This is a genomic window from Methylotenera versatilis 7, from assembly GCF_000799165.1.
Taxonomy (GTDB): domain Bacteria; phylum Pseudomonadota; class Gammaproteobacteria; order Burkholderiales; family Methylophilaceae; genus Methylotenera_A; species Methylotenera_A versatilis_A.
On record NZ_JUGF01000002.1, the window covers coordinates 1,040,568 to 1,066,776 of the forward strand.

The 26,209-nt window shown below is 43.1% G+C and carries 24 protein-coding genes; 11 read left to right on the forward strand and 13 right to left on the reverse strand.

Going from position 1 to position 26,209, the window contains the following annotated elements; all coding sequences use genetic code 11:
* Positions 1-54 precede the first annotated feature (54 nt).
* The 5 genes from rpsM (at position 55) to rplQ (ending at position 3,049) form a co-directional block, all read left to right on the forward strand.
* The gene (rpsM, locus tag K370_RS09115; RefSeq protein ID WP_047541044.1) at positions 55-417 is read left to right on the forward strand and encodes a 30S ribosomal protein S13; all 363 of its coding nucleotides are present in this window, start codon (positions 55-57) and stop codon (positions 415-417) included.
* A gap of 62 nt (positions 418-479) precedes the next feature.
* Positions 480-869, forward strand: coding sequence for a 30S ribosomal protein S11 (gene rpsK, locus K370_RS09120; RefSeq protein WP_020166857.1), 390 nt, complete (start codon positions 480-482; stop codon positions 867-869).
* A gap of 59 nt (positions 870-928) precedes the next feature.
* Complete coding sequence (rpsD, locus tag K370_RS09125) at positions 929-1,558, forward strand: 30S ribosomal protein S4 (RefSeq protein ID WP_047541046.1); 630 nt, start codon at positions 929-931, stop codon at positions 1,556-1,558.
* Positions 1,559-1,618: 60 nt separating this feature from the next.
* Positions 1,619-2,605 carry a DNA-directed RNA polymerase subunit alpha gene (locus K370_RS09130; protein ID WP_047541048.1) on the forward strand — a complete coding sequence of 329 codons (987 nt, stop codon included), beginning with the start codon at positions 1,619-1,621 and terminating at the stop codon, positions 2,603-2,605.
* 54 nt (positions 2,606-2,659) lie between these two features.
* A complete protein-coding gene (gene rplQ, locus K370_RS09135) occupies positions 2,660-3,049 on the forward strand; it encodes a 50S ribosomal protein L17 (RefSeq protein ID WP_047541050.1) in 390 nt (129 codons plus the stop codon).
* Positions 3,050-3,112: 63 nt separating this feature from the next.
* Here the strand turns inward: rplQ and K370_RS09140 are convergent, their stop codons facing one another.
* A complete protein-coding gene (locus K370_RS09140) occupies positions 3,113-3,346 on the reverse strand; it encodes a glutaredoxin family protein (RefSeq protein WP_419177397.1) in 234 nt (77 codons plus the stop codon).
* A gap of 139 nt (positions 3,347-3,485) precedes the next feature.
* Between K370_RS09140 and mgtE the strand changes: the two genes are divergently transcribed.
* Positions 3,486-4,934 carry a magnesium transporter gene (gene mgtE / locus K370_RS09145; RefSeq protein WP_047541054.1) on the forward strand — a complete coding sequence of 483 codons (1,449 nt, stop codon included), beginning with the start codon at positions 3,486-3,488 and terminating at the stop codon, positions 4,932-4,934.
* Positions 4,935-4,979: 45 nt separating this feature from the next.
* Positions 4,980-6,239, forward strand: a complete 1,260-nt coding sequence (locus tag K370_RS09150) for a mechanosensitive ion channel family protein (RefSeq protein ID WP_047541056.1) — start codon at positions 4,980-4,982, stop codon at positions 6,237-6,239.
* A 72-nt stretch (positions 6,240-6,311) separates the two neighbouring features.
* Here the strand turns inward: K370_RS09150 and rpmG are convergent, their stop codons facing one another.
* From rpmG to coaBC, 5 genes are all read right to left on the reverse strand, one after another.
* Positions 6,312-6,467, reverse strand: a complete 156-nt coding sequence (gene rpmG, locus K370_RS09155) for a 50S ribosomal protein L33 (protein ID WP_020166850.1) — start codon at positions 6,465-6,467, stop codon at positions 6,312-6,314.
* Positions 6,468-6,480: 13 nt separating this feature from the next.
* Positions 6,481-6,717: a 50S ribosomal protein L28 gene (rpmB, locus tag K370_RS09160; RefSeq protein WP_020166849.1), complete on the reverse strand. Its 237-nt coding sequence runs from the start codon at positions 6,715-6,717 to the stop codon at positions 6,481-6,483.
* 174 nt (positions 6,718-6,891) lie between these two features.
* A complete protein-coding gene (gene dut, locus K370_RS09165; RefSeq protein WP_047541058.1) occupies positions 6,892-7,344 on the reverse strand; it encodes a dUTP diphosphatase in 453 nt (150 codons plus the stop codon).
* Positions 7,345-7,549: 205 nt separating this feature from the next.
* Entirely contained in the window at positions 7,550-9,658 is a 2,109-nt protein-coding gene (locus tag K370_RS09170; RefSeq protein WP_047541060.1) for a TonB-dependent receptor family protein, read from the reverse strand.
* A gap of 97 nt (positions 9,659-9,755) precedes the next feature.
* Positions 9,756-10,943 (reverse strand): bifunctional phosphopantothenoylcysteine decarboxylase/phosphopantothenate--cysteine ligase CoaBC, encoded by a 1,188-nt coding sequence (coaBC, locus tag K370_RS09175; protein ID WP_047541062.1) that lies wholly within the window; start codon positions 10,941-10,943, stop codon positions 9,756-9,758.
* Between the two features lie 98 nt (positions 10,944-11,041).
* Between coaBC and K370_RS09180 the strand changes: the two genes are divergently transcribed.
* The 4 genes from K370_RS09180 (at position 11,042) to gor (ending at position 14,844) form a co-directional block, all read left to right on the forward strand.
* Positions 11,042-11,836 (forward strand): hypothetical protein, encoded by a 795-nt coding sequence (locus tag K370_RS09180; RefSeq protein WP_047541064.1) that lies wholly within the window; start codon positions 11,042-11,044, stop codon positions 11,834-11,836.
* Positions 11,837-11,866: 30 nt separating this feature from the next.
* Positions 11,867-12,541, forward strand: coding sequence for a RadC family protein (gene radC / locus K370_RS09185; protein WP_047541066.1), 675 nt, complete (start codon positions 11,867-11,869; stop codon positions 12,539-12,541).
* Positions 12,542-12,779: 238 nt separating this feature from the next.
* The gene (locus tag K370_RS09190) at positions 12,780-13,298 is read left to right on the forward strand and encodes a peroxiredoxin (RefSeq protein WP_047541068.1); all 519 of its coding nucleotides are present in this window, start codon (positions 12,780-12,782) and stop codon (positions 13,296-13,298) included.
* Between the two features lie 166 nt (positions 13,299-13,464).
* Positions 13,465-14,844, forward strand: coding sequence for a glutathione-disulfide reductase (gor, locus tag K370_RS09195; RefSeq protein WP_047541070.1), 1,380 nt, complete (start codon positions 13,465-13,467; stop codon positions 14,842-14,844).
* 107 nt (positions 14,845-14,951) lie between these two features.
* On the opposite strand, the gene K370_RS09200 is transcribed toward gor, so the two are convergent.
* From K370_RS09200 to K370_RS09230, 7 genes are all read right to left on the reverse strand, one after another.
* Complete coding sequence (locus K370_RS09200; protein WP_047541072.1) at positions 14,952-17,690, reverse strand: nitrate reductase; 2,739 nt, start codon at positions 17,688-17,690, stop codon at positions 14,952-14,954.
* 14 nt (positions 17,691-17,704) lie between these two features.
* Positions 17,705-18,037 carry a nitrite reductase small subunit NirD gene (gene nirD, locus K370_RS09205; protein WP_047541074.1) on the reverse strand — a complete coding sequence of 111 codons (333 nt, stop codon included), beginning with the start codon at positions 18,035-18,037 and terminating at the stop codon, positions 17,705-17,707.
* 90 nt (positions 18,038-18,127) lie between these two features.
* Positions 18,128-19,822: a bifunctional protein-serine/threonine kinase/phosphatase gene (locus K370_RS09210; RefSeq protein ID WP_047541076.1), complete on the reverse strand. Its 1,695-nt coding sequence runs from the start codon at positions 19,820-19,822 to the stop codon at positions 18,128-18,130.
* A 69-nt stretch (positions 19,823-19,891) separates the two neighbouring features.
* Entirely contained in the window at positions 19,892-21,103 is a 1,212-nt protein-coding gene (locus K370_RS09215; RefSeq protein ID WP_047541078.1) for a nitrate/nitrite transporter, read from the reverse strand.
* 95 nt (positions 21,104-21,198) lie between these two features.
* A complete protein-coding gene (gene nirB, locus K370_RS09220; protein ID WP_047541080.1) occupies positions 21,199-23,643 on the reverse strand; it encodes a nitrite reductase large subunit NirB in 2,445 nt (814 codons plus the stop codon).
* Positions 23,644-23,871: 228 nt separating this feature from the next.
* Positions 23,872-25,290 carry an alginate export family protein gene (locus tag K370_RS09225; protein ID WP_047541082.1) on the reverse strand — a complete coding sequence of 473 codons (1,419 nt, stop codon included), beginning with the start codon at positions 25,288-25,290 and terminating at the stop codon, positions 23,872-23,874.
* A 57-nt stretch (positions 25,291-25,347) separates the two neighbouring features.
* Entirely contained in the window at positions 25,348-26,199 is an 852-nt protein-coding gene (locus tag K370_RS09230; protein WP_052185212.1) for an ABC transporter ATP-binding protein, read from the reverse strand.
* Positions 26,200-26,209: the final 10 nt, after the last annotated feature.

Consider the following 26,209-nt stretch of genomic DNA (forward strand, 5'->3'; position numbering starts at 1 on the left):
TAAGGCTTTTTATTTTTGGTCGCTACAAGTTGCGATTTGTTTTGGAGTTAAAGTATGGCTCGTATTGCTGGGGTTAATATCCCGAATAATAAACATGCAGAAATCGCATTAACAGCGATTTTTGGTATTGGTCGAAATACAGCACAAAAGATTTGTTCAGCTGCTGGTATTGCAGTGAGTACTAAAATCAAAGATCTGAACGATGCTGATGTAGAAAAGTTGCGTGATGAAGTTGCGAAAGTAAAAGTAGAAGGCGATTTACGTCGTGAAGTATCTATGAATATTAAGCGCTTGATGGACTTAGGCTGCTATCGTGGTGTGCGTCATCGCCGTGGCTTACCGGTTCGCGGTCAACGCACCAAAACCAATGCGCGTACGCGTAAAGGCCCAGTTAAAGCAATTAAACAAGCTAAATAATTAGTTGTTTGATTTTATTAAGATTCGTTTTAAGTAAGACTTATAGGTAAGGACTGTACAACATGGCAAAAGCTAATGTACGCGTAAGAAAAAAAGTTAAAAAGAATATTGCTGAGGGCATTGCCCACGTGCACGCTTCATTTAACAACACAATTATTACAATTACTGATCGTCAAGGTAATGCACTTTCATGGGCTACTTCAGGCGGTCAAGGTTTTAAAGGCTCACGTAAGAGTACGCCATTTGCTGCACAAGTTGCTGCAGAGGTTGCTGGTAAATCAGCACAAGAGTCTGGTGTGAAGAATTTAGAAGTGCGCATTAAAGGTCCTGGCCCTGGTCGTGAATCTGCCGTACGTGCACTTAATGCTGCTGGTTTTAAAATCACGAGCATTACCGATGTGACGCCAGTGCCGCACAACGGTTGCCGTCCGCCTAAAAAACGTAGAATTTAAATTAAGCAGAATATAAATTTCGTCGTATTTAAGCGAAAAAAGATTACAGGAGAATTACTTTGGCTAGAAACTTAGACCCTAAATGCCGTCAGTGTCGCCGTGAAGGTGAGAAATTATTTTTAAAAGCTGAAAAATGCTTTACTGATAAGTGCGCAATTGAAAAGCGCAATTTCCCACCAGGACAACATGGTCAACGTCGTAACTCACGTCTATCTGACTACGGTGTACAGTTACGTGAAAAACAAAAAGTACGTCGTATTTATGGCGTATTGGAAGGTCAATTCCGTAGCTATTATGCAGAAGCTGATCGCCAAAAAGGTATTACTGGTGAGAACTTATTGCAATTACTGGAGTGTCGTTTAGATAACGTTGCGTTCCGTATGGGTTTGGGTGGTTCACGTACTGAGTCACGCCAGATTGTGCGTCACAACAGTATTCTGGTGAATGGTAAACGTGTGAATATTCCGTCATACCAAGTAAAAGCGGGTGACGTGGTTTCTGTAGCTGAAGCCTCAAAAACACAATTACGTATTAAAGGTGCCTTAGACGCTGCAGCACAACGCGGTTTTCCAGCATGGCTGGAAGTGGATGTGAAAGCTTTCACAGGTACATTTAAATCTAAACCACAGCGTGATGATTTGCCTTCAACCATTAACGAATCATTGGTCGTTGAGTTGTATTCTAAGTAATTAGTAGTTAACTAATTATCTTAGCAAAAACCTACTCACCCAATTACGTCAAGGAATTTTATGCAAAACAACCCAACTGAATATTTAAAGCCACGTGTAGTCGACGTAGAGGTGATTACACCTCTACGCGCTCGCGTAACGCTTGAGCCAATGGAGCGCGGTTTTGGTTATACGCTAGGTAACGCATTGCGCCGTGTTTTATTGTCATCTATTCCTGGCTTTGCTATCACTGAAGTTAAGATTGATGGCGTCGTACATGAGTATTCAACTATTGATGGCGTACAAGAAGATGTAGTGGATATTCTACTTAATCTTAAAGGTGTCGCCCTAAAGTTAAACAATAAATCAGAAACAATTTTAACGCTAAATAAAACTACTGAAGGTGTAGTGACGGCCGGCGATTTTGATTCTGGCCATGATGCTGAAATCGTTAATCCAAATCATGTAATTGCACACTTAACAAAAGGTGGCAAACTGAATTTGGAAGTAAAAGTGGAAATGGGTCGTGGTTATCAACCTGTTCCTGCGCGTCAAAAAAATGATGAAGAAGATCGTGTTCTTGGCTTCATTATGGTGGATGCATCATTCAGTCCAATCAATAAAGTGAGCTATCAAGTGGAAAGTGCGCGTGTTGAACAACGTACTGACTTAGATAAGCTAATTATGGATGTTGAGACAAATGGTGTGATTGAGCCAGAACAAGCGATTCGTGATGCTGCGCGCATCCTGATCGGTCAATTGTCGGTATTTGCCAACTTAGAAGGTTCGCCTAATGAAGTTGAAGTGAAATCTGCACCACAAGTTGATCCGATTTTATTGCGCCCAGTGGATGATTTAGAGTTAACAGTACGTTCAGCTAACTGCTTAAAAGCTGAAAATATTTTCTACATTGGTGATTTAATTCAACGTAGTGAAAATGAACTATTAAAAGCCCCTAATCTAGGTCGCAAATCTTTAAATGAAATTAAAGATGTATTGGCAACTAAAGGCTTAACATTAGGCATGAAGTTAGAAAACTGGCCGCCAGTTGGCCTAGAAAAAGCTTAGTCAAAAGCGTAATCAAGCATACGCTTAATATTAAAAGAAACTTAAGGAATTACTATGCGTCACGGTAATAGCAATCGTAAATTAAATCGTACCAGCAGCCATCGTGCGGCGATGTTTCGCAACATGTCAGTGTCTTTGTTACGTCACGAAATCATTAGAACGACTTTGCCAAAAGCAAAAGAGTTGCGCAAGTTCGCAGAGCCATTGATTACATTGGGTAAAGATGCAACTTTAGCAAATCGTCGTTTGGCTTTTAGCCGTTTACGCGATCGTGATATCGTAGGTAAATTATTTGGTGAACTTGGCCCACGTTACCTTGCGCGTAATGGCGGTTATTTACGTATCCTGAAATGTGGTTTCCGTAATGGCGACAACGCGCCAATGGCTTTGGTTGAATTGGTCGATCGTCCAGATCCAAGTGCTGAAGCAGTTTCTGCGGAGTAATTAAACTAAGCATCAAAAAAGCCAGCAATATGCTGGCTTTTTTGTTATCTACCCTAACTTTATCTAGTCGCGTAGGAATAGCGCGATATCGTTTAGATTAAAAGGCCAGCCAAGTTCGGCATTCGTATCTAAACGTTTTAATACTGGTATGCGTAAACCATATTGCAATAAGAGTTGGTCATCCTCTGTAATCTCGATTATTCTCACTGGTTTGATTGCTGATTCAATCAATAATGCTTCGGCTAACTCACATAGATGGCAGTACGAAGTGCTGTATAAATAAAGTTCTTTAGGCAAGATAATCATTTTCGATAATGGGCATAATTCAAACTTATTATAAATGTTTAATTTGTATTAAATACACGATTAACAGACTATCACTGCGCAAAATAAATCATAATAACGCCTAATGTTGTAATCAGTTGCAGGACTTTGCATGACAAATAAACACGAAATAAAAGAAACATCCAAAGAAAGCTTGGGCGAAAGTCTACAGCAAGTCATTGCGCTGCTTGAAAAACACAAGCTGTTGGAGAGCCTTGTGCATAAACAGGATATGCCAAAGCATGATCTCGTTGAACAGTTGGTACATAAACAAAATGTCAGTGAGTTACAGCAAAAGTTAGATGTATTACACCCTGCTGACGTCGCTTATATTCTAGAAGCATTGCCGCTAGATGAACGTCTTAAAGTCTGGGAACTCGTCAAAGCAGATCGCGATGGCGAAATTCTATTGGAAGTGTCTGACTCGGTAAGGCAGAGCCTGATCGCAGACATGGATTCAGATGAGTTGTTGGCTGCAGCTGAGCTGTTAGATACGGATGAGTTGGCCGACCTGGCGCCAGACTTGCCAAAAGATGTATTGCAAGATTTGATGGACAGCCTGGACTCGCAAAACCGAGAACGTTTGCAGTCTGCGCTTTCTTATCCTGATGATGCTGTTGGCGCATTAATGGACTTTGATATTGTGACGATTCGAGAGGATATTACTTTAGAAGTCGCATTACGTTATTTACGGCGCTTAGGTAGCTTGCCAGATCATACCGATAAAATATTTGTGGTCGATAGGCAAGATATCTTGCTGGGTGTGCTGCCACTTAAAACCATGGTGGTTAACGATTTGGATGACATTGTTACCAATGTGATGATTGCAGATGCGGTGGTATTTCATCCGGAAGATGTTGCAGATGAAGCGGCCAGCGCATTTGAGCGCTATGATTTGGTTACGGCTCCCGTCGTTGATCAGAATAAAAAGCTGGTTGGCCGGATTACGGTGGATGCCATCATGGATTATATTCGTGAAGAGTCTGATTCGGATATGTTATCAATGGCTGGTTTGCGCGAAGAGGAAGACTTTTTCGCATCAGTTTGGAAATCGGTACAAAACCGCTGGGCTTGGTTGGCCATTAATTTAATTACCGCATTAATTGCTTCACGCGTGATTGGTTTATTTGAAAACTCCATTGAAAAAATAGTCGCACTTGCTGCCTTGATGCCTATCGTAGCAGGGATTGGCGGTAACTCAGGTAATCAAACGACGACGATGATCGTACGCGGTTTGGCATTAGGTCAAATTGCTTCGCATAATATGCAATCACTGATTAAAAAGGAGCTGGGCGTTGCTCTGCTGAATGGTTTGTTCTGGGGTGGTGTGCTAGGTCTTATTGCCTTTGTATTGTACGGAAATTATCATTTAGGATTAGTAATGATGTCAGCGATGACGCTCAATTTGTTATTGGCAGCAATAATGGGTGTGACGATTCCGTTGGTGATGAACCGGTTTGGGCGTGATCCGGCAGTGGGATCTAGCGTATTAATTACAGCAATGACCGATAGTGGTGGATTTTTTATCTTTTTGGGACTGGCCACAATATTCTTGTTATAGCATGCGACTTAACTCAATATGAATAGCGAATATTAGCAATCAATTATGAATAACGAAATTTTTCTTATCTGGCAAGAAATTCAGACTGATTTGTCCACTTCGGTTGTGTTATGGCAGTTGACAGTTATTGCTGCTGCCGTAGCCGCTGCATGGGTGTTTAATGGTGCTTTACGCCAGTATGTGATGGATAATGCCCCGTATCACTGGAAGATAGCGATAGGCAGTATTAATCGAGTGCTTTTCCCACTGACAAGCTTGGTCATTATTGTGACTGGACGAGGAATATTAGCGAACTGGCAACATGTTGGTTTGCTGCAACTGGCCAGTCGATTATTTTTGGCGATGGCTGCTATCCGATTAATTGTGTACTTAATCCGTTACTTGTTTACACCAAGCGGTTGGCTTAAAACGGTAGAAAACGTCGCTGCTTGGGCTATTTGGGGTTTGTTGGCACTACATTTAACTGGTGTATTACCGCAAATCCTAGAAGGCCTTGCTGATATCAAATTTAGTATAGGCAAAAATCCAGTTAATTTGCTGTTGGTCATTCAGGCATTATTCACAATTGTTGTGACCATTTTTATTGCATTGTGGATTAGTCGCCTGTTTGAAAATAAATTAATGCGCACAGAGCAGATGAATGTGAATATGCGCGTGGTATTGACCAAACTGATCCGCATCGTATTGCTATTTGTTGCCATACTGATTGCATTGTCAGCTGTGGGGTTGGATATTACCTTGCTGTCTGTTTTCGGCGGTGCACTGGGTGTTGGCCTTGGTTTTGGTTTACAGCGTATTGCTAGTAATTACGTCAGTGGATTTATTATCTTGCTGGATAAATCCATGCAAATTGGCGATGTGATTGCCGTGGATAAGCATTATGGTGTCGTGCGTGATTTGCGTTCACGTTACATGATATTGAACAAGCTGGATGGCACAAATGTCATTATTCCCAATGAGACATTAATCACTACTGCGGTGGTGAATCATTCATTGATGGAGCACAAAGGGCGTGTACAGATTAACTTTACCATTAGCTATGATTCTCCCATTGAGTTGGCTGTTGAGTTAACACGTGAGATTGCGTTAAAACACCCACGTGTGTTAGAAGTGCCGGCACCTGCTGCATATATAAGAGGGTTTGGTGAGCAAGGCGCAGAGCTTGTATTAACTGTTTGGATAGCCGACCCTGAAAAAGGCGCTAGCAGCTTGCAATCTGCTTTGTATTTGGATGTTTGGAAAGCCTCTAAGATTCACGCAATTCGCTTTGTAAAACCGGCAGATATTAAAGTTGATCAGAGCTAATGCTATTAAATGAAAGGCAATAAAAAACCCGCATTTGCGGGTTTTTTATTAACTAAATAATACCAATTAGTATTATTTAAGTTTTGTTTCTTTATAGATTACATGTTTACGTACTACTGGATCAAATTTTTTGATTTCCATTTTTTCTGGCATTGTACGTTTGTTTTTTGTGGTGGTATAGAAATGACCTGTACCAGCACTTGATTCTAATTTAATTTTTTCGCGCATTTTGTTCTACCTTTTAGATTTTTTCGCCGTTAGCGCGTAATTTGGCTAACACAGAATCAATACCGTTTTTGTCAATTGTACGCAGTGCAGCGTTAGTAATACGCATGCTTACCCAGCGGTTTTCTGATTCAACCCAAAATTTACGATTTTGTAAATTTGGTAAAAAACGACGTTTTGTTTTGTTTTGTGCGTGAGAAACATTGTTGCCCACCATTGGCTTTTTGCCAGTTACCATACATACACGTGCCATAATAAACCCTTTAAACAAGGCATTAAGCCTTAAATTCTGTGCTTTTTTAGAAAGACCGCAATTATAGTACGAAAGCTTGAATTTATTCAAGCTAAATGTCTGTTTTTTATCTACTTAGCGACTTATATTTAAAAACTGAAATTTTAATGCTTGGACATTTTGAATTTCCGCACGTTAGTGCTTGCCAGTACTGCCAAAGCCGCCTTCGCCGCGGTCACTTTCTGTAAACTCATCGACTACATGAAATTCTGCCTGTACGACTGGCACAATAACTAATTGCGCGATACGTTCCATCGGGTTCAAAATAAACGCGTCTTTACTGCGATTCCAGCATGACACTAATAATTGCCCCTGATAATCTGAATCGATTAAACCGACTAGGTTGCCCAAGACAATGCCATGTTTATGACCAAGACCGGAGCGTGGCAGAATCAAAGCAGCGTAATAAGTGTTATCGATATGAATTGCCATGCCGGTAGGAATCATCACTGTTTCATTAGGTTGAATGATTTGGGTATGCTCAATGCATGCACGCAAATCTAACCCTGCAGAGCCCTGTGTAGCGTAGCTAGGCATCATGTGATGCAGGCGGTTATCTAGAATTTTTAAATCAACTGAAATAGACATGGCAATGTGGAGTGGTGATTGAAGGTCATATTAAACACTAAATGGTGATTAAAATCACTAAGTGAGCAGTTTTGCACTTGTGCTATTTTTAAGTAAAGCTTAAACAGAGTTATAAATTAGGATGTCAAATGCAATAAGCCAGCTTTTGAACAAGCTGACTTATATCGGGCATCTAATATCGGGCATCTAATTTAAATTGGTTGAATTAGAATTTGTAGCTGGCGCTTAAGCCTAACAAGTAGTTTCTATCAGCCGCAGGTTCAAAAAAGCGTAAATTGGCATCATTGACGCGAACTGAGCCGATGTATTCTTTATCAAATACATTTTCTACTCGTAAATACTGTTTAAAATTCCAAGCGGCTAAATTCTGCTCAAAACCTGCGCGTATATTAAATATGGTGTAAGAAGGTGCGGTATCAGAGTTGATGTCATTCACGTATGACTTACTGTTGTGGCGACCCTCAAATGCAGTACTGAAACCAAGCGGTTCATATTTCCATGATACCTCACCATAAATCTGGCTACGGTAAGTGCCAGCGATACGATTACCAGAAGCGATGGGGCCGTTAAGTGAATTAAAAGAAGAGTCAAATTTTGCATTTAAAAGAGAATAAGAAAAATAAGTAGATATATTATTTTCAAATTGCGTATCAACTGAAAGTTCAGCACCTGTACGCTTAGTTTTATTGGCGTTGGTGTAAACCGTTCTGCCATTAGCATTGGCACTAATGACAAGCTCATCATCCGTTGTTATTTGGAATAAAGCGAGATTTGCTTGTGTGTTATTGCCCCAAAAGGTTTTTGCACCTAACTCAAAGTTTTTGCTTTCACTGGGTCTTAAAGTCAGGTTGGGTACTGCATTGCCTGTTACTCTGTCAAAAGCAGCCTCAATAAATGTTGGTGTTTCAAAGCCTGTGCCGTAATTGGCATACAGATTCAAAGATGGAGTTACTTTCCAAAGAGCGCCCACTACAGGAGTGGTTTTTTTGTACTCTACTGAACCACTATTATTAAGGTTTACACCTGAAATGAAATAATCTTTAACTTCCAAGTTTACTTTAGTGTGGCGTATTCCCGCATGAATATCTACATTGTCCAAAACAGACAATTTGCCTTGAATATATTGATCGAAATTATCAACGGTATTATCTTCATCACGATTCAAAGCGACTGTTGGCGTAATGTTTGTATCAAGTCTCGCATCTTTTGATTTACCATAATTGATGCCAAAACTGATAGTGTAAGGTTTGCTGAAAATGTCGCCTTTATTATCCCAACGTAGATCAGTGCCGTAAAAATCTCTTGAAATGGCGCTGACGCGTGAACTGGTACCATTTGGATTTACAGGTAGCACTTGTTCATTCTCGCGGGTGCCGATATAAGTAATCAGGTTAAGCGCGTTAAATTCATTTAATTTATGTTCAAGGTTAAAGCCTGCTTGTGTATGGCTACGACTGACACGCGTGTTGGCATTGTCAACAGCTGCAACAACACCTTGGGGATCACTGAAAGCCGTTTCTCTTGTTAAGCCACTCGGGTCTTGTGCATCTTGATCAAACCAGTTAACTAAAGTCGTTAGTTTAGTATCTTCGCTAATATGAAATTTGAATTTCGCGGTTGCTTGTTGTTTGTCTGCAGCGCTGTGATCACGATAACCGTTTGTCTCAAAATTAGAAACATTCAGCAAATACTCTACGCCATCCGCATTGCCTGCGGCCTCTAATATTTGGCGTTTTGTATCGTAGCTGCCAAACATCACAGATGCGCCGATTTCTGGTGTTTTAGGTGCGTCTTCTGTAAATAATTGAATGACGCCGCCAGATGAGTTGCCGTAAAGCGCGGAGAATGGGCCGCGCATGACTTCTATACTTTTGATTGCAGATAAATCTACAACGCCAGGTTGCCCTTGTCCATCTGGCATGGTCAGCGGGATTCCGTCTACATAAACGCGCACACCGCGCACACCAAAGCTGGAGCGTGAACCAAAACCACGGCTTGAGATTTGTGGGTCTTGTGCGGATTGTGTGCGGTTTTGCGCAGTAATGCCTGGAATGCGAATTAAGCTTTCGGACAGTGTCATTTGCAATTGGCCTGCCTGAATATCTTCTTTATCGACAACATCAATCGCAATTGGCAAATCAAAGCTATTTTGTTCGATACGTGTGCCGGTGACTACAACAGGGGAAAGATAGATCGCTTTTTCTTCATCATCAGCCGCAAAACTGATTGGAGAATAGCTAAATGTAGACAGTATTGCTAAGGGAATCAGTTTAAATTTGAGCGGTGTTTTAAGTTGGGTATCACGATCGAACATAATTGTTTCTTAATGTGGATGAAGTAAAGCGGCATCATAAGTACAAAAGCCAATGCATGCATCAGCATTTTCATGATTTTTAGGTGAGTTTACTTGCTTATAGCAAAGTTGCTATATGTCTTAAGATCAGCCTTGCGACCTCAGTTTTATGGGCGCGCGGAAAGTTATGAGTGCCATTATCGTCAATTAATGTGACTTGATTATCATTGTTGCCCAATGCGCTGATGGCTTCGTTGGCGACAATTAACGGTAGTTTTTTAGCAATACGTTTTTGGCTGGCGTATTCAATGACATTTTCGCTTTCTGCCGCAAAACCTACGCAAAACGGCGCGTTAGGTAGGCTGGCTACATCCGCCAAAATATCTTTAGTTTTCTTTAGATTCAAGCTAAATGGTTTGTCTGCTGAATAATCAGTTTTCTTGATTTTTTGCGTAAGTGAGTCTACCGGGGTGTAGTCGGCGACGGCAGCAACACTAATGAATATATGCTGCGCCGCAACATTTTTCATCACACTTTGGTACATCGCATCGGCACTGGTTGCACTAATATTAGTAACGTTTGAAAGTGGACTGATTGCGGTTGCGCCGCTAATCAAAGTCACCGTTGCACCCATGTCTACCGCAATTTTTGCCAAGGCATAGCCCATTTTTCCGCTACTTAGATTAGTAATGGCGCGTACAGGGTCTATCATTTCAAGCGTAGCGCCTGCCGTGATTAATATACGTTTACCAGTGAGTGATTTTGGTGTGAAATGCGAGATTAGTCCGTCTAATAAATCCTCGGCTTCCAGCATGCGACCTAAGCCCACTTCACCACAGGCTTGTTCGCCTGAGTCAGGCCCTAAAATAGTAACGCCATCGGCGGTTAGTTGTGTGATATTGCGTTGTGTTGCGGGGTTTTCCCACATTTGTTTGTTCATGGCTGGTGCCACTAAAAGTGGGCAGTCTCTTGCCAAGCATAAAGTAGACAGTAAATCATCCGCCCGCCCATGTGTCAGTTTGGCCAAAAAGTCTGCGCTGGCAGGCGCGATTAAAATCGCATCTGCTTCGCGGCTTAATTCAATATGCGGCATGCCGTTACCAACTTTGGTATCCCACATGCCAATGAACACCGGCTTTCCAGATAGCGCTTGCATGGTGATAGGAGTAATGAATTGACAGGCTGCTTCTGTCATTACAACCTGTACGTCAACATTGGATTTAATTAACAGGCGCACCAGTTCAGCAGCTTTGTAAGCAGCAATGCCGCCCGTTATGCCTAATACAAGTTTTTTATTCGCTATCATGCTGTGATTTTATATCAAAGCCTAAGCAATTGCGATGTGCGCACTGTTTGCTAGATTAATGCTGATAAACTATTAAAAAACTAATAACGAGAAGCGCCATGTGGAAAAGTCTCAGGATATTTATTTTGCTGATTATTTTAGGCACTGTTGTCCAGCAAACATTTTTAGATAAAGCGGACTTGGATTGGAAAGACAATTTTTATGTTGCTGTATATCCAATCAATGTGGATGCCGGTAATCCAGAGGCAGCCACGGAAGTAAACGCTTACATTAATACTTTAACGCGGAATGATTTTGAGCCAGTAGCCGCTTATTTTGCAGAAGAAGCCGCGCGTTACGATCTCGGCATGCGTCGCCCAGTTGAAGTGCTATTGGGTGATGAAGTACATGAAATTCCAGCCGCGCCGCCTAAAAATAACAGCTTGCTGGATACCATTGTCTGGAGTTTAAAATTCAGATTGTTTGCTTGGCAGAATAGTCCTAAAGTGAGTGTTAAACCTGATATTAAACTTTATCTGCTCTACCATCATCCAAAAATCAATCCAGTTTTAAGTCATTCTACCGCGCTGAATAAAGGCCGTATTGGCCGTGTTAACCTGTTTGGTGAGGCAAAATATGCCAAGCAGAATTTAGTGATTTTGGCGCACGAGTTATTGCACACTTTGACTGCAACCGATAAGTACGATTTAAATAGCACGCACCCAATTTTCCCTGATGGATTTGCGGAGCCGGATAAACAGCCGCTTTACCCACAAGATTTTGCTGAGTTAATGGGTGGGCGGGTGCCAATCAATGCATCACACGCTGAAATACCTAAAAGCCTTGCACAAACGATAATCGGGCATAAAACCGCGCAAGAAATCGGCTGGTTAAAATCGGTACAAACAAAGTAAATGTGAGCTAAATAATAGGGCGGGCTTATTATGGGAATAAGGGATTGGCCAGCGGCAGAGCGGCCACGCGAAAAACTGATTGAACTGGGTGCCGAGGCATTGTCGGATGCAGAGTTGCTGGCAATATTTTTGCGGGTAGGGGTTGTGGGTAAGAGTGCAGTCGATTTAGCACGCGACTTACTCACGAAATTTGGCAGCTTAAACGCTATCTTTAGTGCAACGGAACAAGAGTTAAGCCAGGTGCATGGCATCGGTTCCAGTAAATACGTGCAGTTGCAAGCTATATTTGAAATGAGTCGCCGCGCATTAAGTGAGAAATTGCAACAAAAAGATATATTCGAATCGCCGCAACAAGTGCACGATTATCTAGTCTTAAAGCTGGGCAACTTGAATAAAGAGGTATTTTTGGTATTATTTTTAGATGCACAGAATCGCCTGCAGGCTAGTGAGCAAATGTTTAGCGGCACGCTCACCGAAACCAGTGTTTATCCGCGTGAAGTAGTAAAACGTGCGATGCATCATAATGCGGCGAGTGTTATTTTTGCGCATAATCATCCTTCTGGCGTAGCAAAACAAAGTCAGGCGGATGAATTAATCACTAGGCAACTCAAGCAGGCATTAGCTTTGGTGGATGTGAAAGTGCTGGATCATTTTATTGTAGCGGGAAATCACACCATGTCTTTTGTCGAGCATGGGCTACTTTAGCTTGGGTCGTTTGATAATAAGTTGTAAAAGTCGAATGGAGTTTTCATAAAAGCTTCATCAAAGTATTGCATCTTTAAATTTGTCCGACGCATTTTTTGATAAGTAAAACTTATTGAATAAATAAATACAATTAAATTTAATGTTAGCTGTATATTGTGTATGATGTTACTCAAGGTCGAAAGCAATAACATTTTAATGTTTTGACAACCTGTTTTTAATCACTGAAAAGGAAATAATCATGGCAAGAGTACCAAACGTAACTTTTAAAACCCGCGTGCGTGATGAGAGCATCGGCGGTGAAAATCCATTCCGTTGGCAAGATGTCACAACAGATGACATCTTTAAGGGCAAAAAAGTAGTGATTGTGGCACTTCCAGGTGCATTCACACCAACTTGTTCAAGCACGCATTTACCGGGCTATGAAGCTAAATATGCGGAATTCAAAGCAGCAGGCGTAGATGAAATCTACTGCGTCAGTGTAAACGATGCATTTGTGATGTTCCAATGGGGTAAGAACCTAGGCGTTAAGAATGTAAAAATGTTACCAGACGGTAATGGTGACTTCACACGTGGCATGAATATGTTAGTGAAAAAGAATAACCTTGGTTTCGGTGATCGTTCATGGCGCTATTCAGCATTAGTAGAAGACGGCGAAGTGAAACAACTTTTTGCTGAAGCTGGTAAATCTGACGACTTCGGTGATGACCCATTTGAAGTGTCTGATGCTGACACAATGTTAAATTATTTGAAAAAATAAGCCCGCTTAACATTAAAACTTAGGCATTAAAAAGGGCGATGTGATTTGCATCGCCCTTTTTATTTAAAGTGCTTTTGCTTAACACTAAAGTAATAACTAATCTTGAAATTAACCAAGCAACTAATTTGCCCCGACTATATTAATTAGCATATTAAAGAGAAATAAATTGTCTATATACACTCCTACAACTCAATACGATTATGATTTATTTGTAATAGGCGCAGGCTCTGGCGGCGTACGTGCAGCGCGTATGGCAGCAGGGCATGGTGCAAAAGTCGCGATTGCAGAAGACCATTATTTTGGCGGTACTTGCGTCAATGTGGGTTGCGTACCTAAAAAGCTGTACGTGTATGCATCACAATTTTCTGAAAGTTTTGCGGCTGCAGCTGGTTTTGGCTGGAAAGTGGGTGATTCTGCTTTTACCTGGGAAAATTTAGTCACTAATAAAGATAGAGAGATCAATCGTTTACAAAGTGTATACGATAAATTGCTACGCGATAGTCAGGTGTTCGTGATAAATGGTCGTGCGACTTTGCTTGATGCACATACCGTGAAAGTAGGCGATAAAAGTTATACGGCAGAACGTATTTTAGTGGCAACAGGCGGTTGGCCGTTCGTACCAGAAGTTGAAGGCAAAGAACATATCGTGACTTCAAATGAGATTTTTAATTTACCTGTGTTACCTAAACAAATGGTGATTGTCGGCGGCGGTTATATTGCTGTTGAATTTGCAGGTATTTTGCATGGCTTGGGTGTTGATGTAACGATTTTTGAGCGTGGCGCTAAAGTTTTGCGTGGTTTCGATGAAGATATTCGCGACTTCTTGATTGCAGAAATGACCAAAAAAGGCATCAAGTTTATGTTTAATACCAGCGTAGACAAGATTAATTTGGATTGCGAAGGTTTAACCGTGCATACCACAAATGGTGAAACCGTCGCTGCTGAGTTAGTCATGTACGCCACTGGACGTGTGCCTAATACCAAAAATCTGGGGCTTGAGGCATTGGGTGTGACACTGGACGAAGTGGGTGCGATTAAAGTGAATGATGATTATCAAACCAATGTGCCATCCATTTATGCGCTGGGTGATGTGACCAATCGCGTGAATTTAACGCCAGTGGCAACCTCTGAAGGAATGGCTTTGGTGAATAAACTATATGCCGCACACAACAAAAAAGTGGATTACGATAATATTCCGACCGCTGTGTTTAGTCAGCCTAGCATTGGTACTGTGGGTTTAAGTGAGGCGCAGGCGCTGGAAAAATATCCAGCGGATATTGATATTTATAAAACTGATTTCAAGCCCATGAAAAATACATTATCAGGCAGTAGCGAGCGCACATTCATGAAAATGGTCGTGGTGCGCAGTACTGATAAAGTCGTTGGCATGCATATGGTAGGACCAGATGCGGGTGAGATTATCCAGGGATTTGCGGTGGCGATTCGTGCAGGTGCTACTAAAGCTGTATTCGATAGCACGATTGGTATACATCCGACTGCGGCTGAAGAGTTCGTGACTATGCGTAAACCTGCGGTATCACACTAAATTGTTTTAGAGTCAATTAACGTGCATGGCATTAAGCTCTTTAAAGCGCTTAATGCCATGTGTTTAAAACAAAATTAAGTTTTAAAAATTGCTATGCATTTGCGCTTTTAGAACTTACCGTGCATTTGCACTAATTTTTTCAATTCAGGCACGCAAGACCCACACTCTGTACCGCATTTGAGTTTATTTTGTAAAGTGATTAAGTCTGCACCTAGCTCAATATTATCGATAATTTCATTTTGCGAAACATCTAGGCAGTTACACACGATTTTGCCACGACCTTTTTGCCCGGTTGGCGGTGCAACGACAGGCGCTAACGCCCAGCGACGCAATTCATCGGTAAAGCTACCGCTGGACATCACGTCTTTTAACCAATCGGCTGCCAGTGTTTCACCCATCAAACGCACGCCTGTTACTTGGTCATTCTCCACCAAAATACGTTTGCTGATACCGCGTTTAGCGTCATTGTAGTTAAGCAGCGGCATTTCGTCTGTCATACCTAAAATCGTATCTATTTGGGTAATCAAATCTATTTCTGGATTGTCAGATATTGGCGTGCCTGTGTGTGCTGCGCGTAAAATCAGCATGCCGATACCATTGGCTGATTCACGGCCAAACAGACCGCAACTTGCATACTCAAAATGTGGCAGCAAGGCACGAATTTTTTGCAGCATGCTCAAATCACTCACAGCGCGCATCACTGTCATGCGCCACGGCAAGTCTAATTTCTCAATCTTAATGGCGGTATGTTTCAGTTCCGGCTGTTTTGAGGTTTTATCAAAATTGGGTGGCATTAACGCATTAACACCCAGGCCGTGCATAAATTGCTTGCCCCAGTGCATGGCAATAAACGTTTGCGAAGGTTGCACATCGGTAGACGCTTGCGCAGGCAACACCATGCTGCCACGCTTATTCTGTACTTTTACGATATCGCCGCTCTTGATATTGCGGCGCATCATGTCATCCGCATTCATCTGTATAGCAGGTTCTTCTACGTGGTTAAATAGCTGCGAAGTTGTACCTGTGCGACTCATGCCATGCCATTGGTCGCGTAAACGACCTGTCAGCAAATGCAGCGGATGCCGCGCATCAGTTTTATCTGCGGTGCCTTTATAAACCGCGTTTGCAAATTGTGCTTTGCCATCTGGCTTCTGGAAAACGCCATCTGCATAAAGGCGCGCTACGCCTTGTGATTCGCCCGTTTTAAACGGCCATTGCTGCGGGCCATTTTCGGTTAACAAGCCATAACTCAAACCAGTAATATCCAAATCACGTCCGCGTGTGGATTCGCGGTGTTCGTTGAAAATGTCTTCTGTAGTATTAAAGGCAAATAAATGCGATTGTTTAGCATCGTTTTTTAACAAGCGTTTTTCTAAACGCTGCGCAAAATCGACCATAATTGCCCAGTCGTGCTTGGCTTCTGCTGGCGGCGGCACGGCAGGGTTCACACGCGTAATACGGCGTTCTGAATTGGTGACAGTGCCCTCTTTTTCACCCCAAGTGCTGGCTGGTAACAACACATCAGCATACGCGCAGGTATCGGTATTGTTGTAGGCGTCTTGCACAACCACTAATTCTGCATTGCCTAATGCAGTTAATACATTGTTAAGGTCTGGCATGGAGTGCGCTGGATTGGTACAGGCAATCCAGATGGCTTTTATTTCACCTGTTTTTACCGCGTCAAACATTTCAATCGCTGTTTTTCCTGCAGTTTCTGGGACTGAATCTATGCCCCATAATTTGGCGACTTCTGCGCGATGTTCGGCATTATTCAAATCTCTATGGCCAGACATCAAGTTAGCCATGCCGCCCACTTCACGGCCGCCCATGGCATTTGGCTGACCAGTTAATGAGAACGGTCCTGCGCCTTTTTTACCAATCTGACCAGTAGCCAAGTGCAGATTAATCAGCGCGGCATTTTTTTCGGTACCATGAATGCTTTGATTTAAACCCATGCAGTACATGCTTAAGCTTGGACCTGCGCCAAACCACTTGGCGGCCTGAATGATATCTGCTTGCTTGATGCCGCAAATATCCGCCACCATTTTAGGCGTATATTCGCGCAAGGTTTCTTTTAACTCATCAAAGCCGTTAGTGTGCGCTTTAATGTAGGCCATATCCAGCAAGCCTTCCCACAGCATCACATGCAACAAACCATTGAATAAGGCAACATCGGTACCAGGTAAAATAGCCAGATGTAAATCGGCTGAACGTGCAGTATCGGTTTTGCGCGGATCAACCACCACGATTTTTAAATCGGGATTCTTGGCTTTAGCATCTTCGATACGCCTGAAAATAATCGGGTGCGCAAATGCGGTATTACTGCCTGCGATAAACAGGCAGTTGGTATGGTCGATGTCTTCGTAACATGCGGGTGGCGAATCTGCGCCCAATGTGGTTTTGTAGCCTGCGACAGCTGAGCTCATACATAAACGTGAATTGGTATCGACGTTATTGGTGCCAATCAAGCCTTTAGCAAGCTTATTAAATACATAGTAATCTTCTGTAAGCAGCTGGCCAGAGATATAAAAGGCAACCGAATCGGGACCATGTTTTTCAATGGTCTGCGCGAATTTTTCGGTTAAGTAATCCAGTGATACATCCCACGAAACACGCTTGCGCGTTGCTTCACGGGTTAAGCGCATCTCTGGATATAACAGACGATTATCCAATTTTGCCGTTAAATGCAGCGTAGAGCCTTTGGTACAAAGACGACCAAAGTTGGCTGGATGTTCTGTGTCACCCTTAACGTCAATAATTTTGTCATTTTGTGAGTGAATAATCACTCCGCAGCCAACACCGCAGTAGCAACAAGTACTTTTAGTTTGTTTGATTGAAGCGTCCAATTTTCTTGTCTTTTTTACTTGGCTTTTAATTCCAAATACACGATACCGTCTTCAATTTTGGTATTGAAACAGGCAGTCTCTCCCACATCCGGCTCTTCGGCTTTGCCGTCTACCAAACTAATCTTCCAGGAATGTAACGGGCAAGCGACTTTGTCGCCATACACAATGCCTTGCGACAAAGGTCCAGCTTTGTGCGGACAGCTATTGTTAATCGCAAAAATACGATCATCTTCTGTGCGAAACACACCGATGTCGAATTCTTTTTGTTCACTATCTTTTGTGCGTACAACGCGCGCGCCTAATTTAGGAATTTCTTCAAACGGCGCTACTTTAACCCAATTGCTCATAATTTAACCTTTGTACTAAATAACTTTAAATATACAAAAAACGTTGAAAATACTTAACACTAAAATACTCATCACTTTAAAAATACCTCATCAGGAAACCAAAAGTAAGTAGATCAGGAATATGTTGATAATGAATGAAAAAATGGCGATCCATTGCCACTTCACTAATCTGGCGCGTGCAATCAGGGGCGTACGCGCTGGTGCTAATAATGGCTTCAATTCACCGTGTTCCAATGCCAGCAACATCTCTTCTGCCGTTTCAAATCGCAACTGCGGATCGCGCGCAATAGCTTTTAAGATGATGTTCTCTAACCAGTAGGGAATATCAGGGCGGTAACGCGTGAGCGGGGTAGGTGTGCCGAATTTGGGGTGCTGAAACGGCTCAATTTCGCCATACGGATATTTGCGCGTCAGCAAATGATAGAGTGTGACACCGGCGGCATAAATATCGGTTTGTGCATTCGCCACTGCACCGTCAAATAACTCAGGTGCCATAAAACTCGGCGTGCCAGGATTTTGTGTAGCGCCAATTATTTCAGCGCCGGTACTTAATGCCACGCCCAGATCCAAAATACGCAGACGCTGGTCACTGGCTTGATGGATATTCGCGGGTTTGATATCGCGATGCATAATATTCAAGCGATGCAAGGCACCGATGCCGCGCATGATGTCCATACCAATCTTGGCAGTACCCGCGACAGTAAAATAGTGTCCATTATCCAAACGCTGCTGCAAAGTTGCGCCTTCGTGCCAGCTCATCACAAAATATAACTTACTACGTTTTTCAAGCGATAGGGTCAGTACCTGCGGGATATATTGTGAGACAACGCGCTTGCCCAGCCATTCTTCGTTCAGCAGGCCGTTGCAACTCTCAATATCATTGGTTAGTGCAGGTTGTAGCGTTTTTAATACGAATAATTGTTTGGTACTCAGTTGGCGAACTTTGTAAAGCAGGCTTGCGCGTGATTCATGCAGGATATCCTCTACAACAAATCCATCAATAGAATCATTGATGGCCAGTTTTGGTGGTAAAGCTAGATGTTTTCCACCAGCAATGCGTTCAGTTAACGTATCTGCGCCCAGTTGTGTGATCTTGACGATAACAGCAGTCGAATTGTCACCGCTTTGCTGGCTTAGCGCTGTTTTGGTGAGATGATTGGCAATCATCTGCACACTATCGAATTTTTTTAAGCCTTCATGAATAGCTTTTTCGCCTAAGGTTTCCCAGACGCCGTCAGTCATCAAGGCAAAAATATCGCCTACATGCAGCGCACCTTCGGCTAAATCCACGGCCAAATGTGCATCCAGTCCGACTGCACGTTTTAGCACGTGACGCATATCTGGCCTATCCCAAACGTGGTCGGTCGTCAGTTGGGTTAACACATTATCGCGTAGCAAATAGATGCGCGTATCGCCAACATGCGCCAGATAATAACGTTGGCCGCGCAAAATAATCAGTGACAGCGTAGTCGCCATACCAGCCAAGTCGCGATTGGCATTGGCTTGTGAAATCAGCCAGCGATTCGCGGCGGTAATCACTTTATCTAATGCGGTAGATGGCTCCCAAGTGTCCGGTGTGGCGAAGTAATCAGTCGAAATGTTGCGAATCGTCATCTCAGACGCTTCGCCGCCGCCCGCGCTTCCACTCACACCATCTGCCACTGCAATGAGCGAGCCTTTGATGCTCAATTGCTCATTGATTGGCGTCACTACGCCCACGTAATCTTCATTACGTGGCCTTGGCCCTGTCAGGCTGGATTGAGCAATTTCAAATTTTAGCGACATGTGGTGATAGCGTTATACAACTGAAAAATGTATTTAATTTTTGAAGGGCATGAGTCAGTCAATGGTTAATTACACTTTGGCCGCAGTGTTAACCGCACTGCCCCAAGTGGTTCTCCAGCGTGTTTTTACACCACTTAAGCCAATCGTTGCCAGTACAGCAAGGCCTGCAAAAACCAGTATACCTATTTGGTAACTGCCAGTTGCCTGCTTAACGTAACCCAGGCTTGCGGCCAAATAAAAACCACCCACACCGCCTGCCATGCCCACTAAACCAGTCATGACACCGATTTCCTTGCGGAAACGTTGCGGCACTAATTGAAATACCGCGCCGTTACCCATCCCCAATACTGCCATTACTGGAATAATGATGGCTAATGCTAATTGATAAGTTGCTTGCCCAAAACTCATGATGAATAACAGGATTGCGGCGATTGAATACATGGCGAGCAATGTACGAATGCCGCCGATGCGATCCGCAATCATGCCGCCGATTGGGCGCACTAATGAACCGGCAAATACGCAAGCAGCTGTGCAATAACCGGCAACCACTGGGCCTAAGCTATATAAGTCATTGAAATAAATGGTTAATGATGAAGCCAAGCCAACAAAACCACCAAAAGTCACGCTGTAGAAAAACATAAACCACCAAGCGTCTTTGTCTTTTAATATCGCCATATATTGGCTTAATGATTTTGCGCTGGGTGTTTCTGGACTATCTTTTGCATAAATCAAGTAAATGGCAAAGACAATGCCCAATGGAATCAGGGCTAAGCCAAATACATTATTCCAGCCATAAGCTACCGCCAAACTTGGTGCGAATAGCGCGGCGAATACAGTGCCAGAGTTACCTGCACCCGCAATGCCTAAAGCCGTGCCTTGGTGTTCAGGCGGATACCAGCGACTTGCCAATGGCAATGCGACCGCAAATGCAGCGCCAGCAAAACCTAAGCCAATACCCAGTAATAATGTATGTTGAAAAGTATGTAAGCCATGCAACCAGGCAGTTAACAGGCTAAAAATCACAATAATTTGCCCAATCGTACCCGCATTTTTAGGCTTGATCTGATCGACTAGAACGCCCATAAAAATACGCAATAATGCACCTGCGAGTACAGGCGTAGCGACCATCAGGCCTTTTTGCGCTGGAGTTAACTGTAAATCGGTAGCGATTTGCACTGCCAATGGCCCTAGTAGAACCCACACCATAAAACTTAAATCAAAATACAAAAAAGAGGATAGCAAGGTTGGCGTATGGCCAGCTTTCCAAAAACTACTTTTCATGGCTTATTTCCTAAAGATAATAATTAAACTTAACACTCAAAAACGCTTAATTTTTGAGATGTTTTTGAGTGTTAAGTAAATGATGAAGGTTTGCTTTAAACGGTAATGGTCTCGAACTCTTTATGTTCTGCACGTTTCTGCACGCGTTCAGACCAAGGTTCGATTGCACCTTGCAGCGCAAACAACAGGCGTTCGTAAGCAGCTTTACGTCCTTCGCTATCTTCCAGCACGCGTTGTTTCACATATTCCAGACCAACGCGCTCAATCCAATGCACGGTACGGTCTAAATAGCGCGCTTCTTCACGGTAGATTTGGATAAAGGCACCAGAGTATTCCAGCACTTCCTCCGAAGTTTTGACTTTGCACAGGAATTGCGCCACTTCGGTTTTGATACCGCCGTTACCGCCTACATAGATTTCCCAGCCAGAATCGACGCCGATAATGCCAACGTCTTTAATGCCAGACTCTGCACAATTTCTTGGGCAACCGGATACGGCGAATTTGACTTTGTGCGGTGCCCACATATGGTCGAAAGCTTTTTCGATATCGATACCCATTTGCGTAGAGTCTTGCGTACCAAAACGGCAGAATTCAGAGCCGACGCAGGTTTTAACGGTGCGAATACCTTTGGCGTAAGCATAGCCGGATGGCATATCAAGGTCTTTCCACATATCAACTAAGTCTTCTTTTTTTACGCCCAGCAAGTCAATCCGTTGGCCGCCAGTGACTTTTACCATTGGCACGGCATACTTCTCGGCTACATCGGCAATCTTGCGTAATTGGTCAGGCGTGGTTACGCCGCCGTACATACGCGGAATAACCGAATAAGTACCATCTTTCTGGATATTGGCATGCACACGCTCGTTAATAAAGCGCGATTGCGGATCATCCACCGCTTCATGTGGCCAGGTAGAAAGCAAGTAATAGTTCAGTGCCGGTCTGCAAGTTGCACAGCCATTTTGCGTACGCCAATTCATGCCTTTCATTGCATCTGGAATATTCAGGTATTTATGCGTGCGAATCTCTGCGCGCACTTCTTCGTGGTTTTTATCGGAACAACCACAAATGGCTTTGCTAGTGGATGGAGGCGCATAACCGCCACCTAAAGTTGACGCTAGGATTTGCTCAACTAAACCCACGCAACTGCCGCAGCTTGAGCCAGCTTTAGTTTGTTTTTTTACATCATCGATGGTGAACAAGCCTTGGTCTTGAATCGCTTTAACAATGGTGCCTTTGCAGACACCATTACAACCGCACACTTCCATTTCGTTGGTCATGGCGGCGGCTTTATCCTGGCCTTGGTGGCCTGAGTTGCCCAAGCTATCTTGCCCAAACATTAAGGAATCACGAATTTCATGAATCGGTTTTGCATCACGCAGCATTTGGAAATACCACGCACCATCTGCGGTATCACCATAAAGCACGCTGCCAATGATTTTGTCATTTTTAATGACGAGTTTTTTGTAAACCCCGCCAACTGCGTCGTGCAAAACTATTTCTTCCCTGCCATCATCAGCAATATCATCACCGCTAGCAAAATCGCCAGCGCTGAATAAATCGATACCTGTTACCTTTAATTTGGTAGAGGTGACAGAGCCTTTGTATGAGCCGATGCCAAAGTTAGCCAAATGCGTTGCACAAACTTTTGCCATTTCGAATAATGGCGCAACCAAACCGTATGAAATACCGCGGTGTGCGACACACTCGCCCACTGAATAGATACGTGGATCGTATGTTTGCATCGTATCGTTCACCACGATACCTTTGTTGCAGTAAATGCCTGCAGATTCTGCTAGTGAAAAATTAGGGCGAATACCAACCGCCATTACCACCAAATCGGCAGGCAATTGGGTGCCATCGGCAAAGTGAATGGCGTTAACGCGGCCAGAGCTATCACCTGTAAGCTCTTTGGTATTTTGATTTAACTGGAATTTAAGCCCTTTGGCTTCCAGATTTTGTTGCAGCATTTTGCCTGCAGTTTTGTCCAGTTGCCTTTCTAACAGCCATTCGTTGCGGTGAATCACCGTCACATCCATACCTTGAATTTTCAAGCCGTTTGCAGCTTCCAAGCCAAGCAATCCGCCGCCGATGACCACTGCATGTTTATGTGCTTTGGCAGCATCAATCATGTCATTGGTATCTTTAATATCGCGATAACCAATGACACCTTTTAAATCTGCACCGGGAATCGGCAACATAAACGGTTTTGAGCCGGTAGCCAATAATAGGCGATCATATTCGGCGCTAGTGCCGTCTTCCGCATAAACCACGCGGTTTTTACGGTCGATTTTATTGATGCGGGCGCTGGTATACAGCGTGATATTGTTAGCGGCATACCATTCACGCGTATTCAAAATAATATCGTTAATGGTTTGCTCGTTCGCCAGCACGGGCGATAGCATGATACGGTTGTAATTGGGGTATGGCTCATCACCAAACACGGTGATATCGTAAATATGCGGTGCGATTTTTAGCAATTCTTCTACCACGCGCATGCCTGCCATGCCGTTGCCCACTACTACTAATTTCATTTTTTGCATAATATTTACTTCAAAGTTGTTGATACAAAGTTTTTGACCTGACGACCATATATTGGCAATTAATGTGCCACTATTTTTTACGCTCTAAAAAAGTTTTTTACGTTTAAATACATTGGCTTGCTGAATTTTTGGTGCAAATACCTCTAAATTGACGCACCAAAACAGCGAGCGCACCATTTTAGTGAACCAAAATAGTGCGCTCTTATAAATGTAGATAATGCGATATCGCTAGAACGTATACATAGCTGTTAACCAGAGCTTTTCTGTGTCGCGAATACGGTTGCGATTGCCCGCAACATTATTAGGCGTATTAGCACCTGCGGCATAATGATCGTTCTCGCTATATTTGCCATATTCAAATTTAGTCATGATGTTTTTAGTCCAATTGTAGGTAGCCGCTACGTTCCACTCTGTGCCGTATTTATTCCCATTAGTCGTAGCGCCGCTGCCAACCGTGTTGAAGTCTTCATCTGATTTAAGAACGTGGTAATCAGCAAAGAACAAGATATCGGCATATTTATAAGTGGCGGTTACAAACGTATCTTTGATCCCTTGTCTAGGTGTGACTAGGAATTTATCTACCCAACCCTGGAACAGGTGGTTAGTACCAAATGGCGTTTGAAACGCATATTGGCTATCGTTGCTGGATAGCAACTCTTGGTCGACACGAATGCTGAAATTATCAATACCTACGCCGCCGCCTAGTTTGTAATAATGCGCATCAATGCGTTTGTCGCCATCGGCATAATCGGTTTGTTTGGCATATTCTGCGGTGTATAAAGCTCTTAAGTTCGGGTTGAACGGATGTACGCCATCTAAACGTAAACCCAATGTTTTGTTGGATTGGTCTGCAGTTAAATTGGGTCTGCCGTTGTTATTCAATGAGCCTGCACCAAACCAAGCATTGCCAAAACCTAGATCATCCATATTGGATAAATAACCATAACCCACTATGGTCTCGGTTGGCGAGATGAAGTACTTAACATTGGCAACTTCCAAATCGCCATCGCGCTGTTTGGTGGTGATTTGAGTCGCTTGTTCAAAGTGCGCTAAATACACTTCTGTATCAGGTAGTGATTTGTTTAACACTGAAGCACCATCGAATACCTGCATGACTTGCCTAAAGCCAATGTCACCGATAAAACGCACATTATCTAAATTGACTTGCTGGCGACCCAGACGGAAACGCGTGTTTTTAATGCCAGTCCAATCCACATAAAGTTGATTGATGTCAAAATGGCTAGGGTCAACGATAGGCGCATAACCAGCCTTATCCACTTCCGTCACGTTGCCTTTGCGGTCATTAAAGTTATCCATCAGCTTAGTCACGCCGATTAATTGCCCTGCAAAACTAAAGTTGTGAAATGGCGCAGTTTGCCAACCCACCAGGCTACGTACAGTTAATCCTTCTGCATCTTTTAATTCATCGTTTGCTACTGGTGCAACCGCTAAACCATCTTGCCCGACATGTTCATAACGTAACCTGAAACTGGTTAAGTTTTTGCCATCTTTGATTGAATCTAGAAACGTATATTCGTCTACTTCTTCGGTTGCGTCTTCTGCATGTGCCGAGCTGGCAAAGCCAGTTAAGGCTAAACATAAATTAAATGTGAGTAAATTCAGTTTAAATGGATTAGATTTTTTCATTGTATTTATCTTTATAAGTAAGTGTTAAATGAAGGTAAGTAATGCATGTGTTAATGTTTAAGCCGCTTTTTTGGCATGGCGTTCATATAAAAACTTCAGTAATTCAGAACGTAAATGGTTGTATTGCTTGTCTTCAGCCAGCTCAAGCCGCTTGCGCGGATAAGGCAATTGCACATCCAGAATCTCGCCGATGGTGGCACTTGGGCCGTTGGTCATCATCACGATGCGGTCTGACAGCAACACGGCTTCATCTACGTCGTGTGTCACCATCACTGCAGTTGTCCCAGACTTCTGCATGATCTTCATCAGCTCATCCTGTAAACCAGCACGAGTTAATGCATCCAGCGCGCCAAAAGGCTCATCAAGCAATAACACTTTTGGTTCCATGGCTAACGCTCTGGCGATGCCCACGCGTTGTTTCATGCCACCAGATATTTCATTCGGGCGTTTTTCAATCGCATGACTTAAGCCAACCAAATCCAGTGCGGCATAAGTGCGTGCTTCTTGCTGCACTTTCGATTCACTGCCAAATACGCGCTCAACTGCCAAAAACACGTTTTCAAAACAGCTTAACCATGGCAGTAAAGAGTGGTTTTGAAATACAACGGCACGCTCTGGCCCAGGTGCAGAGATTTCACGGCCTGCACAAAACAGGTTGCCGCTAGTGGGTTGCAATAAACCTGCAATCAGGTTCAGCACGGTTGATTTGCCACAACCAGAGTGGCCGATAATCGATACGAACTCACCTTGTGTAATGCTTAAGTTAATGTTTTTTAATGCTTCGAATTCGCCTTTTTTGGTGACAAAGCGCATGCCAACATCTTCAATATGCACATAGCGCTCTGTGATTTTATTGGTAGCTTTACCGAGTTTTTTGATGGAAATGTTCTCATTTGAAATTTTAGACATTTGCTTATCC